9 protein-coding genes are annotated in these 12,028 nt (G+C 65.9%); 3 read left to right on the top strand and 6 right to left on the bottom strand.

The genetic code is table 11. The features are described from left to right. Positions 1-447: 447 nt before the first annotated feature. Complete coding sequence (locus PQV96_RS04905) at positions 448-1,323, bottom strand: alpha/beta hydrolase (RefSeq protein ID WP_207374318.1); 876 nt, start codon at positions 1,321-1,323, stop codon at positions 448-450. A 210-nt stretch (positions 1,324-1,533) separates the two neighbouring features. Between PQV96_RS04905 and PQV96_RS04900 the strand changes: the two genes are divergently transcribed. Beyond that, positions 1,534-2,454 (top strand): LysR family transcriptional regulator, encoded by a 921-nt coding sequence (locus tag PQV96_RS04900; RefSeq protein ID WP_207374319.1) that lies wholly within the window; start codon positions 1,534-1,536, stop codon positions 2,452-2,454. Between the two features lie 34 nt (positions 2,455-2,488). After that, a complete protein-coding gene (locus tag PQV96_RS04895; RefSeq protein WP_420482187.1) occupies positions 2,489-2,836 on the top strand; it encodes a VF530 family protein in 348 nt (115 codons plus the stop codon). Positions 2,837-2,910: 74 nt separating this feature from the next. On the opposite strand, the gene PQV96_RS04890 is transcribed toward PQV96_RS04895, so the two are convergent. From PQV96_RS04890 to PQV96_RS04880, 3 genes are all read right to left on the bottom strand, one after another. Beyond that, positions 2,911-3,870 (bottom strand): alpha-E domain-containing protein, encoded by a 960-nt coding sequence (locus tag PQV96_RS04890; RefSeq protein ID WP_207374320.1) that lies wholly within the window; start codon positions 3,868-3,870, stop codon positions 2,911-2,913. Between the two features lie 52 nt (positions 3,871-3,922). Further along, entirely contained in the window at positions 3,923-5,380 is a 1,458-nt protein-coding gene (locus tag PQV96_RS04885) for a circularly permuted type 2 ATP-grasp protein (protein WP_273624755.1), read from the bottom strand. Positions 5,381-5,492: 112 nt separating this feature from the next. Continuing rightward, complete coding sequence (locus PQV96_RS04880) at positions 5,493-7,988, bottom strand: DNA internalization-related competence protein ComEC/Rec2 (RefSeq protein ID WP_273624754.1); 2,496 nt, start codon at positions 7,986-7,988, stop codon at positions 5,493-5,495. A 284-nt stretch (positions 7,989-8,272) separates the two neighbouring features. Here PQV96_RS04880 and PQV96_RS04875 point away from each other — a divergent pair, with 284 nt between their 5' ends. Then, entirely contained in the window at positions 8,273-8,731 is a 459-nt protein-coding gene (locus PQV96_RS04875) for a RidA family protein (RefSeq protein WP_066784266.1), read from the top strand. A 70-nt stretch (positions 8,732-8,801) separates the two neighbouring features. Here PQV96_RS04875 and parC read toward each other — a convergent pair whose 3' ends face one another. Together parC and PQV96_RS04865 are read right to left on the bottom strand one after the other, a co-directional pair. Further along, the gene (parC, locus tag PQV96_RS04870; protein WP_273624753.1) at positions 8,802-11,159 is read right to left on the bottom strand and encodes a DNA topoisomerase IV subunit A; all 2,358 of its coding nucleotides are present in this window, start codon (positions 11,157-11,159) and stop codon (positions 8,802-8,804) included. 10 nt (positions 11,160-11,169) lie between these two features. Continuing rightward, a complete protein-coding gene (locus PQV96_RS04865) occupies positions 11,170-12,015 on the bottom strand; it encodes a lytic transglycosylase domain-containing protein (protein WP_273624752.1) in 846 nt (281 codons plus the stop codon). Positions 12,016-12,028: the final 13 nt, after the last annotated feature.

The raw sequence follows: 12,028 nt of genomic DNA, 5'->3' as shown, positions 1-12,028 counted from the left end.
CGAAAACTCGTCCCACAGCGCTATGTCTTTTTGCAGCACGGCGGCCACCGACACGGGTACGCCCTGCGGGGCTGGGCCTGCTACGGACGATTCAGCGTGCGAGTCTTGCAGGCCCAGGGACGTGCCCCCGGCAGCCGCGGCCGCTGCCAGCGGCGCCTGCGGTAGCCCACCAGCGGCGGCGGGGCGAAAAGAGAAGTGCGTTGTTCATGGTGTTTTCCTCCGTATCGTTCGTTCAGTCATGCAAGGGGCCAGAGAGCACGGCAGGCCGCTGGACAGCGGCATTCGCACCCCTGGCGAAAAACGCGGGCAACGCAATGCCCTCCGGCACTGGGGCCAGACTTCAAAATCTCATCAGGAAGCAAGAGGCAACAGCACGCGCATCGGCGCCTGCAAAGGGCCAGAAAGGCGTGTGGGGTGATGACTCAGGGAATCAGCAGGTCAGCAGTGTCAGGAAGACTCCCGACATCGGGTGGCTTCGAAGAACCGCCGGAACTCTTCCTGCACCGCCCCGGCACAGGGGCATTCGTGTGGGCCGGTTTCCAGCAGCGGCTCGGGCCACTTCTCGGCTTTGGCAAACACATGCTGCGTGACTTGGAGGCCTGCGGCGTGCAGGCGCGCCGCATAGGCCAGGGCTTCGTCACGCATGGGATCGGTGTCGCCCACCAGCACCAGCGTGGGCGGCAAGCCGGAAAGGCGATGGGCCGAGGCAGGCACGGCATAAGGGTGCTCTGCATCGCGCGGGCAGCGCAGGAAATTGCGCCAGCCCTGAACCCATTTGCAGTCTACGGCGTCTCCACGGATGCGCCGCTGCGAAGCAGACCCTACGCAAGGGTCGAGCATGGGAGACAACAAAATTTGCCCGGCCAGTGGTGGGTGGGCCTGGTCGCGCGCCATCAGCGCCACGGCCGCCGCCAGGTTGCCTCCGGCCTCTTCCCCTGCCAGATACACCAAGGCCCCTTGCCCGCCCAGCTTGGTGCGATGGCGGTGCACCCACTGCAGCACACCATAGCCAGTGTCCACCGGCTGCGGAAAGGGCGTGAGCGGATAAGCCACCGACACCACCACAGCGCCCGCACCTTCCAGCAAATGGGCCACGGTGTGGCCGTTGTCCAGATCACCCGAAACGAAAGCACCGCCGTGAAAATGCACCACCAGGGGCGACGCATGACCCGCCTTCTTACGGCCATACATGCGCACTGCCACGGGTTCACCGCTTGCCAGATCGATGGCGCTGTCTGCACAGCGCGCAGCAGCAGGCTGAGCCTTGGCATGGGCTGCTGCTGGGTGGGGCTGCGGGGCGGGACGAGGTGCGTCGGGCGGCATGGCGATGGCCTGTGAAGGGAAGGCGGGTAGGTTTGCGATGTTGGGAAATGTACCGGCTGCGCGCAAGCCGATAAACCCGGCAAACACCACTGCAGTGTTTCCAATCTCACAACAATCAAGGTGCTGGTTGCGTGTGAGAATTCTTCAGCGCCCACAGAACTTGGTTCTGTGGGCGCTGATCCACCCGTTGTCAGGATTCCAGGAGGGGCGATGGACCAAATACAGGCCATGCGCATATTCACCCGTGTCGTTGAAGCCGGCACATTCACGCGCGCCGCCGATTCGTTGTCGCTGCCCAAGGCCACTGTCACCAAGCACGTGCAAGCGCTGGAGGAGCGCCTGCGCGTGAAGCTGCTCAACCGCACCACCCGCCGCGTGACCGTGACCGCCGATGGCGCGGCCTACTACGAGCGCACCGTGCGGCTGCTGTCTGACCTGGATGACATTGAAGCCAGCATGACCAACGCCCGCGCCAACCCCATGGGCCGCCTGCGGGTGGACGTGGGCACCTCGGTGGCGCAGTTGCTCATCATTCCTCACCTGGCGGATTTCCAGACGCGCTTTCCCGACATCCAGCTCGACCTGGGCGTGAGCGACCGCACCGTGGACCTGATTGGCGACAACGTGGACTGCGTGATCCGCGGGGGCGAGCTGAGCGACCAGTCGCTGGTGGCGCGGCGCATTGGCAATCTGGAATACATCACCGTGGCATCGCCCGACTACCTGGCAAGCAAGGGCACGCCGCATCATCCGCTGGAGCTGGAAGAAAAGCACACCAGCCTGCTGTATTTTTCGCCCCAGTCCGGCCGCCACTACCCGCTGGAGTTCCGCAAAGGGGCCGAGTCCATCGACATCAACGGCCCTTACCAGGTGAGCGTGAACGAAGCCAACGCCTATGTCACCGCAGCCCTGCACGGCATGGGTGTGGCGCAGATCACCAGCTTTCAAGCGCAAAAACATTTGAAGGCCGGAAGCCTGGTGCAACTGCTACCAGACTGGACGCAGCCCCTGCTCCCCATCTACGTGGTGTACCCGCCCAACCGGCACTTGAGCGCCAAGGTGCGCGCCTTTGTGGACTGGACGACCGAACTGTTCCAGCGCGAACCCCACCTGCAGCGGCACGAGGCATAACCGGCAGGCCGCCGGGGCGCTTATCCTTGGGCCCATGAACTCTGCCCCACCCACCGAACACAAGCCCCCCACAGAAAGCAATGGGGCACACACCACCGAGCCAATAGCCACTCACCCCCCCACGCCCACCGACCCAGCCAATCCGGCGCCTGCCAAGCAGGCGCGCAACCCGCTGCACGGTATCACGCTCGAAGCCATGGTGGTGGGGCTGGCCGATTACTTTGGCTGGGACGAACTGGGGCGGCAGATTCCCATCCGTTGCTTCCAGATCGACCCCAGCGTGGGCTCCAGCCTCAAGTTTTTGCGCAAAACCCCGTGGGCACGCGAGAAAGTCGAAAGCCTGTACCTCTTCATGCTGCGCGAACGCAAGCGCAACGCCTGAAAACACTCAAGCCTCGCAGGCGCAGCCGAGCGAAGTGAACCGGGCAAGCCGTTAGAGGCCCGCCCGAGCGCCTTTCAGTCGCTCACTGCCACCAGGAAGTCACGGCTGATACCCGCCCCGAGATCGTTCACCTTGTCCAGGAACTGGGTGAGGAACGCATGCAGTCCGTGTGACAGGATTTCGTCGATGCGGCCATATTGCAAATCGGCCAGCAGCCGGCCCGCGCGGCGCTGGGTTTCGGCCGAGTGGTCGTTGGCCAGCAGGTTCAGGTTTTCCACCACTTCATGCAGGCTGGCATGCAGTGAACGGGGCATATCGCGCCGCAGGATGAGCAGGTCGGCCACACGCCCTGGTGTGATCACGTCGCGGTAGACCTTGCGGTACACCTCGAACGCCGAAACGCTGCGCAAGATGGCGCTCCAGTGGTAGAAGTCGTTTTCCTGGTTGCGCTCACTGGCGCGGCCAAAGAAGTCGTTTTGCACAGCGTGGAACTTCACATCCAGCAAGCGCGCTGTGTTGTCGGCCCGCTCCAGAAACGTGCCCATGCGCAAGAAGTGAAAGGCTTCGTCTTGCAGCATGGTGCCCGCCGTCACCCCGCGCGAGAGGTGCGAGCGGTACTTCACCCATTCCAGAAACTGGCCGGGGTCGCGCTCAAAGGCGTTGCCCTGCAGTTGCCGGTGCAGCTCCAGCCAAGTCTGGTTGATAGTTTCCCACACCTCGGTCGTCAAGGCTCCGCGCACAGCGCGTGCGTTCTCGCGCGCAGCGCGCAGGCACGACACGATGGACGAAGGGTTGTACCCATCGCGCACCATGAAATCCAGCACATTGGCGGGCGTGATCTCGCCGTATTTGGCCATGAAGGCGGGAATCAGTTCGCTGATGGAGAGCAGCCCCTCCCAGCCTTCGCGCGCAGCTTCTGCCGCCTGGGGCAGCAGCGAGGTTTCGTAGCTCACGCTCAGCATGCGGGCGGTGTTCTCTGCCCGCTCGGTGTAGCGGGACATCCAGAACAAATGATCGGCGGTGCGGCTCAGCATGCGGCCTCCTTGATGACGCGAGATAAGTCGGTAATACAGCAGCGGCTCAGCATCATTCAGTCCCTCCATTTCCCAGCACCCAGGTGTCTTTGGTGCCGCCGCCTTGCGATGAATTGACGACCAGCGAGCCCTCTTGCAAGGCCACGCGGGTCAGGCCGCCGGCCACCATCTGCACTTCGCGGCCGCTCAGCACAAAGGGGCGCAGGTCGATGTGGCGCGGGGCAATGCCACTTTCCACATAGGTGGGGCAGCTCGACAGGCTGAGCGTGGGCTGGGCGATGTAGCCCGCCGGGTTGGCCAGCAGCGCGCGGCGGAAGTCTTCGATCTCGGCCTGCGTGGCGGCAGGGCCGATGAGCATGCCGTAGCCACCCGCACCGTGCACCTCCTTGACCACCAGGTCTTTGAGGTTTGCCAGCACGTACTGCAGATCGTCTTGCTTGCGGCACATCCAGGTGGGCACGTTCTTCAGGATGGGTTCCTGGCCCAGGTAGAAGCGGATCATCTCGGGCACGTAGGGGTAGACCGATTTGTCGTCGGCCACGCCCGTGCCCACGGCGTTGCAGATGGCCACGTTGCCTGCACGGTAAGCCTCCATCAGGCCGTGGCAGCCCAGCGTGGAGTTGGGGCGGAACACCTGCGGGTCGAGGAAGTCATCGTCCACGCGGCGGTAAATCACATCCACCCGCTGCAGGCCGCGCGTGGTGCGCATGTAGACGAACTTGTCGCGCACCACCAGGTCCTGCCCTTCCACCAGCTCCACGCCCATCTGCTGGGCGAGGAAGGCGTGCTCGAAGTACGCGCTGTTGTGCATGCCGGGCGTGAGCACCACCACCGTGGGGTCGTCTGCCGTGGCGGGGGCGCTGGCGCGCAGGGTGTCCAGCAACAAATCGGGGTAGTGGGCCACGGGCGCCACTTTGTGCAGGCTGAACAGCTCGGGGAAGAGCCGCATCATCATCTTGCGGTTTTCCAGCATGTAGCTCACGCCGCTGGGCACGCGCAGGTTGTCTTCCAGCACGTAGTACTCGCCCTTGCCCTGCGCGTCGGGCGCGCGAACGATGTCGATGCCCGCTATGTGCGCGTAGATGTTCTGCGGCACCTGCACGCCCGCCATCTCGGGGCGGTACTGCGCGTTGTTCAGAATCAGGTCGGCCGGCACCACGCCAGCGCGCAGGATGTCTTGCCCGTGATAAACGTCGTGGATGAAGCGGTTGAGCGCCGTGACGCGCTGCACCAGCCCCTGCTGCATGCGGCTCCACTCGTGCGCGGGGATGATGCGGGGGATGAGGTCAAACGGGATGAGCCGCTCGTTGCCCGCCCCGCTTTCGTCCTTGGCGCCATACACGGCAAAGGTGATGCCCACACGCCGGAAGATCATCTCGGCTTCGGCCCGGCGGTCCTGCATCACCCCAGGGGGTTGCTGCGCCAGCCAGTGCGCATAGCGCTTGTAGTGTTCGCGCACGTCACTGCCATCAAAGGGCAGCATGGCGTACATCTCGTCAAATTTCTGCATGGACGGGCCTCCTGCAGTCAGGATAGCAAGTTGCGCGCCCGCCTTTGGGCTGGGCTGCGCAAAAGCAGCACAAACCCTGATCAGGATCGAAGCTGCGCACTTTGCGTCGCTCTCAAGGCACCGTGTGCTGCCAGTAGCGGCGCCCCTTGTCGCGTTCACACTCCACCACATCCGGACGGGCGGAAGACCAGGTCGCCGCGCCGCAGCGGGCCGACTCCACCACGGGCACCTGGCGCTGGGCGTAGCGCTGCAACACCTCGGGTGCAGGATGGCCAAAGCGGTTGCGGTAGCCCGCCTGCACCAAGGCGGTGCGCGGCTGTACCGCGTCCAGAAACGCGGGGCTGGACGAGGTCTTGCTGCCGTGGTGCGGAACCAGCAGCACGTCGGCTTTGACCGGAGCGGAGCGGGCCAGCAGGGTTTGCTCCTGCGCGGCTTCGATGTCCCCCACCAGCAGTGCCACGGCCTGCGCGTGCGGGCCGCCTTCCGCGCTGGCCACGCGCAACACGCAGCTTGCCGTGTTGGGGCGGGCCGGCTTGTCGGGCTCGGCGCCCGTGGGGTGGAGCACCTCAAAAACCACGCCGTCCCACACCCAGCGCTGCCCCGCCAGGCACGGTGTGGCCGGGCGCAAGCCCTGCAGCGCATGCTCGGCTTCGATCGACCCTGTCAACGCCGCCCCTGGCTGCTGTGCCAGCACGGCGGCCGCACCCCCGGTGTGGTCGACATCGCGGTGGCTGAGCATGAGGACATCCACCCGTTCGCCCAGCGCCCGCAGCAGGGGCACCAGCACGCGGTGGCCCGCATCACTTTCGCGGCTAAAGCGCGGGCCTGCGTCGTACAGCAAGGTGCGCGTGGCCGTGCGCACCAGCACGGCATTGCCCTGGCCAATGTCGGGCGCCAGCAGCTCAACCTGGCCCGGCGCAGGCCTAGGCGCCTGCCAGCACAGCAAGGGCACCAGCAGCGGCACAGACCACAAGCGCAGCTGCCATGGCAGACGCATGGCCAGCAGGCAGCCACCCAACAAGGCCAGCACCCCGGCCCACAACGGTGCTGCGGGCAAAAACACCACCGCCCAGGGCCAACCGGCCAGCCACTGCAGCCCAGCCGCCAGGGGCTGCAAGGCCCACGCCGCCAGCGACCACAACGGCGCCCACACCACCCCGGCCAGCGCCAGGGGCGTGACCACCAGCGTGACCCACGGTATGGCCAGCAAGTTGGCCGCAAACCCCACCAGCGACACCTGGCCAAACAGCAGCAGGCTCAGCGGCGTGAGCGCCAGCGTCACCACCCACTGCTCACGCAATAATGCATAAAAATGGCCTCTAGCGCTTTTAGGATAAGCGCCAGCAGCTACAGAATCAGTAGCAAACAACACCCCCACGGCCACAAAGCTCAGCCAGAACCCGGCCTGCCACAACGCCCAGGGGTCGGTCAGCACCACGGCAGCGCAGGCCAGCAGCCACACTTGCGGCCAGGGCCAGCGGCGGCCGCTGAGCTGCAGGGCCGCCACCACGGCCAGCATGGTCACGGTGCGCTGCGCGGGCACCCCCCAGCCGCTGAACAAGGCATAGCCGCCCGCCAGCAGCACGCCACACACCAGGGCCGCCGTGGGCGCCGGTACCGCCAGGCACAACCGGGCCGAGCGCCGCCACAGCAGCCGCACCAGGGCAGCGGCCAGCCAGGCAAACAAGGTGATGTGCAGGCCCGAAATGCTCATCAGGTGCGCCACGCCCGTGGCGCGGAAGATGTCCCAATCTGCCCGGTCAATGGCCCGCTGGTCACCCGTGACCAAGGCGGCCACCACCCCGGCCACGCGCGCGGCAGAAGCGTCTTCGCCTGGTGCCGGGCTGCTGGTCAGGCGCTGAAAGATGGCGTCGCGCACCGACTGGCGCCATTGCTCCACCGGGTGCTGCCAGGTGGTACCCAGCCGCTCGGGGGGCTGATCTTTGGGGCCAGCGCGCACATAGCCCGTGGCCTGCACGCCCTGCTCCCACAGCCACAGTTCGTAATCAAAGCCGTGCGGGTTGCGCAACCCGTGGGGCGCTTTCAGGCGCACCGTCATGCGCCAGCGCTCCCCTGCGCGCAGTTCGGGCGGCTGGCGCTGCAAGTCGACCAGGCCCTGGGCGTCACGCAGCACGCCGCCGTACCAGGACACATCAATCAGCGGCGGCACCTGGGGCGCCGTGCACGGGCGCTCAGGGGCGCGGGCGCGGCTCGCATCGGGCGCGGCAGCCGCCCACTCGGCAGACTCGACCTGCAAGCGCAGGCGCACCCCGGCCTCGGTGCGCTGGGGCATGGCAGCCACCACGGCAGTGATGCGCACATCCTGCCCCTCCATCGCAGGAGGCAGGCCCTGCCGGGCAAACCCACTCGCACGCAAGCCACACAGGGCAAAGGCAGCAAACGCCGCCCAGACCAGCGTGGCCATCCACCCTCCTGACCGCCACCGGGACGACCCGCCGCCTAACCAGCGCCTGCGCAGCGGTGGGTAGCACAGCACGCAGGCCCCCACCACGCCCACTGCCCCCAAGGCACCGCCGTACACCCACAGGGCCCACAGCTCGGGCTGCCACAAATGCAGCACTGAGCCTGCCAGTACGCCTAGCAGCATGGCCGGCAATGGCCACTGGCCGCGACCACCGCCATCGCCCCCATACACACCAGGCGCTGGACGAGCGCCCTCCCCGCCCCTTGGGAGGGAAGCAGGAGAGTGGCTATTAGAGGGGCTTATGCCAAACATGGGCTGATGCTAATGCGCCGTTGCAGCGCCCCAGGCACCGCCGATGCGGCACCGGCTGTGTAACACTTGGCGCCGCAACACCGTGCGGGCCCGGCCAACGCTTTTTGGAGGCGCGGCGCCCGCGCTTTCCCTCGCACTTCAACCCAAGGAAAACCATGAGCGTTTACGACAAGCTGAGCGAACTCAACATCACCCTGCCCCCCGTTTCCGTGCCTGCGGCCGCCTATGTGCCATATGTGCAAACGGGCAACCTGGTGTTCCTCTCCGGCCACATCGCCCGCAAGGATGGCAAGCCCTGGGCCGCGCAGTTCGGCAAGAACATCACCACCGAAGAAGGCAAGCTGGCCGCACGCGCCGTGGCCATCGACCTGCTGGGCACGCTGCACGCCGCCACAGGTGGTGACCTCAACCGCGTCAAGCGCATCGTCAAGGTGATGAGCCTGGTGAACTCCACCGGCGACTTCACCGAGCAGCACCTGGTGACCAACGGCGCCAGCGAGCTGCTGGGCCAGGTGTTTGGCGACAAGGGCGTGCACGCCCGCAGCGCCTTCGGCGTGGCACAGATCCCCATGGGCGCTTGCGTGGAGATTGAGCTGATCGCCGAACTGGCCTGATACGGTCGCTCCACAAAAAAGCCAACCGGCAACGGTTGGCTTTTTGTTTGCGGGGCTGCGCGCAGCAGCATCACTCCACGCGGGTGACGGCGTTGGGTTTGAAGCCCAGGTCCGCCGCCTTGCCCTTGCGCCCGCGTGCGGCGCGGGCATTGTTCAGGCTGCGGATCTCCAGCGTTTCATCGCGCACCTTGCCGCCACGGCCAATGCCATCGAGGCGGATGCTGCGCGTGTAGGCCGCAGCGCCTGCAAGCTGGTCCTTGTCTTCCAGGTCGATCAGCATCAGGCCCCGGCCGCCGTTGGCCATGGTTTTCAGCTCGGTGATCTCGAACGTGAGGATGCGCCCACCCACCGACGCGCAGGCCACATGCGTGGCCGGCAGCAGCGGCTTGCTGCCCGTGGTGCCCGCAGCGTGCGAAGGCACGCACACCGTTTCGCCTTCGCCCAGCGAGATGAAGGCCTTGCCGCCCTTTTGGCGCGACACCATGTTCTCGACCGCCGCCAAAAAGCCGTAGCCGCCCGAGTTGGACAGCAGCAGCGTGGCGTTGGCCGGGCCTGCAAAGTAGTGCAGCAGCTGCGTGCCGGCTTCCAGCTCAATCAGCGTGGTCACCGGCTGGCCGTCGCCCCGTGCGCCGGGCAGCAGCGACACGGCCACCGAGTACACGCGGCCGTTGCTGCCAAAGGCCAGCAGGGTATCGACCGTGCGGCATTCAAACGTGCCGTACAGCCCATCGCCCGCCTTGAAGGCAAAGCTGGCGGCCTCGTGGCCATGGCCGGTGCGGGCGCGCACCCAGCCCTTTTGCGAGACGACCACGGTGACGGGCTCGTCCACCACCTTCACTTCGGCCACGGCCTTTTTCTCGGCCTGGATGAGGGTGCGGCGTGCGTCGGCAAAGGTCTTGGCGTCGGCCTCGATCTCTTTGACCATGGTGCGGCGCAGCGAGCCTGGGTTGTTCAGGATGTCTTCGAGCTTGCCCTGGCTTTCGCGCAGTTCTTTCAGCTCCTGCTCGATCTTGATGGCTTCCAGCCGCGCCAGCTGGCGCAGGCGGATTTCGAGGATGTCCTCGGCCTGCCGATCGCTGAGGTTAAAGCGTGCAATCAGCGCGGCCTTGGGGTCTTCGGCCTGGCGGATGATGGCAATCACCTCGTCGATGTTGAGCAGCACCAGCTGCCGCCCTTCGAGGATGTGGATGCGGTCCAGCACCTTGTTCAGCCGGTGCTGGCTGCGGCGGGTGATGGTGGTCTGGCGGAAGGCGATCCACTCTTCCAGCATCACGCGCAGCGACTTCTGCACCGGCTTGCCGTCCAGGCCCACCATGGTCAGGTTGATGGGCGCCGAGGTCTCCAGGCTGGTGTGGGCCAGCAGCGCGGTGATCAGTTCCTGCTGCGGGGTCTTGCCTGTTTTGGGCTCGAACACCAGGCGCACAGGCGCGTCTTTGCTCGATTCGTCACGCACCACGTCCAGCACCGCCAGCATGCTGGCCTTCAGTTGCGTCTGCTCCTGCGTCAGCGCCTTCTTGCCGGCCTTGACCTTGGGGTTGGTGATTTCTTCAATCTCTTCCAGCACGCGCTGGGTGCTGACGCCGGGCGGCAGCTCGGTCACCACCAGTTGCCACTGGCCGCGCGCCATGTCTTCGATCTTCCAGCGCGCGCGCACCTTGAGGCTGCCGCGCCCCGTGCGGTAGGCATCGGCAATGTCGCCGGGGCTGCTGATGATCTGGCCACCACCGGGGTAGTCCGGGCCGGGCACGATGGCCAGCAGCTCTTCCTGGCTCAGCGATGGCGTCTTGATGAGCGCCACGCACGCATCGGCAATCTCGCGCAGGTTGTGGCTGGGGATTTCAGTGGCCAGGCCCACGGCGATGCCGCTGGCGCCGTTGAGCAGCGCAAATGGCAGGCGCGCGGGCAACTGGCGGGGTTCCTCCGTGCTGCCGTCGTAGTTGGGCATGAAATCCACGGTGCCTTCGTCGATTTCATCGAGCAGCAGGCTGGTGATGCGCGACAGGCGCGCCTCGGTGTAGCGCATGGCGGCAGCGCCGTCGCCGTCGCGGCTCCCAAAGTTGCCCTGCCCGTCGATCAGCGGGTAGCGCTGCGCAAAATCCTGCGCCATGCGCACCAGTGCGTCGTAGGCCGACTGGTCGCCGTGGGGGTGGAAGCGGCCGAGCACGTCGCCCACCACGCGGGCGCTTTTGACGGGCTTTGCCGCCGTATTGCGCGTAGGGCCGCTGTAGCCCAGGCCCATGCGGTCCATCGAATACAAGATGCGCCGCTGCACGGGCTTGAGGCCGTCGCACACATCGGGCAGCGCACGGCCTTTGACGACCGACAACGCGTATTCCAGGTAGGCACGCTGGGCATAGCCCGCCAGGGCCAGCGAGTCGCCGCCATCATCGCCAGCGGTCGTGAAATCTAAAGTGGGTTGGTCGCTCATTCGTTAGCGCTCATTCATTCGGAATCGTCGGTAGAGGTTCGTTGCTGGCGCGGCTGTGCGCCACCACGGTGTCGGACGGCAGGTTGCCGCGGTTGTGGGCGCCACCCTGCAGCTGCATGCGCACCCGCCCTGGCGCTGCACGGTGGCTGAGCACCGGTGCGGGCGGCTTGAGCTGGGTGTACAGCGCCATCACCGTGCGCACGTAGTTTTGGGTTTCTTTGAAAGCGGGTATCTGGTTGCCTGCTTTTTGCACGGCGCCTTCGCCCGCGTTGTAGGCGGCCAGCGCCAGGTCCATGCGACCAGGGAACAGGTCCAGCAAATAACGCAGGTAGCGCGTGCCCGCAGGCACATTCACCGCGGGGTCAGCCAGCTTTTGTTCCAGCGAGCGCTTGGCATCGGCCCGCACACCAAAGCGGCTGGCCGTGGCGGGCATGAGTTGCATCAGACCCACCGCGCCCTTGGGCGATACGGCCTGCGCGTCAAAGCCCGACTCGGTGGCGATCAGCGCCTGCAGCAACTCGTAGTCCACCGCCTGCTGCTCCGACGCGGCCCGCAGGTGGTGCTTGATGCTTTTGTAGCCCGGCGCAATGTCAAAAAACGCCAGCAGGCGCGCACCCGCGCTGGGCATGCCATGGGGCGTGGCGGGTGCATTCGCAGGCATGTCGCGGGTCGAGTCGAATTCGGCGCCTCGGAAAAAAAGCTGATACCGGGCATCGAGCTGCTCGGCCGCAAAGTGCGTCACCCCGCGCTCGTCCACATGCGCCCACAGGTCAGCGTGGGCCTGCTGCTGCAAAAAGCAGAGCAACAAACCTAGTACGGACGAGCGCAAGAGACTAATTTTGCTTAATAACGTCATAGCAAACAGCGAG

It is taken from the genome of Acidovorax temperans (genome assembly GCF_028596105.1).
In the GTDB taxonomy this organism is placed as follows: Bacteria; Pseudomonadota; Gammaproteobacteria; order Burkholderiales; family Burkholderiaceae_C; genus Acidovorax; species Acidovorax temperans.
This window is presented reverse-complemented; position numbering and strand designations above follow the sequence as displayed.

Coding starts and splice junctions, on each gene's coding strand:
- PQV96_RS04905 (WP_207374318.1), bottom strand. CDS start 1,323: ATGCCGCCCGACGCACCTCGTCCCGCCCCGCAGCCCCACCCAGCAGCA.
- PQV96_RS04900 (WP_207374319.1), top strand. CDS start 1,534: ATGGACCAAATACAGGCCATGCGCATATTCACCCGTGTCGTTGAAGCC.
- PQV96_RS04895 (WP_420482187.1), top strand. CDS start 2,489: ATGAACTCTGCCCCACCCACCGAACACAAGCCCCCCACAGAAAGCAAT.
- PQV96_RS04890 (WP_207374320.1), bottom strand. CDS start 3,870: ATGCTGAGCCGCACCGCCGATCATTTGTTCTGGATGTCCCGCTACACC.
- PQV96_RS04885 (WP_273624755.1), bottom strand. CDS start 5,380: ATGCAGAAATTTGACGAGATGTACGCCATGCTGCCCTTTGATGGCAGT.
- PQV96_RS04880 (WP_273624754.1), bottom strand. CDS start 7,988: ATGCTGCTAGGCGTACTGGCAGGCTCAGTGCTGCATTTGTGGCAGCCC.
- PQV96_RS04875 (WP_066784266.1), top strand. CDS start 8,273: ATGAGCGTTTACGACAAGCTGAGCGAACTCAACATCACCCTGCCCCCC.
- parC (WP_273624753.1), bottom strand. CDS start 11,159: ATGAGCGACCAACCCACTTTAGATTTCACGACCGCTGGCGATGATGGC.
- PQV96_RS04865 (WP_273624752.1), bottom strand. CDS start 12,015: ATGACGTTATTAAGCAAAATTAGTCTCTTGCGCTCGTCCGTACTAGGT.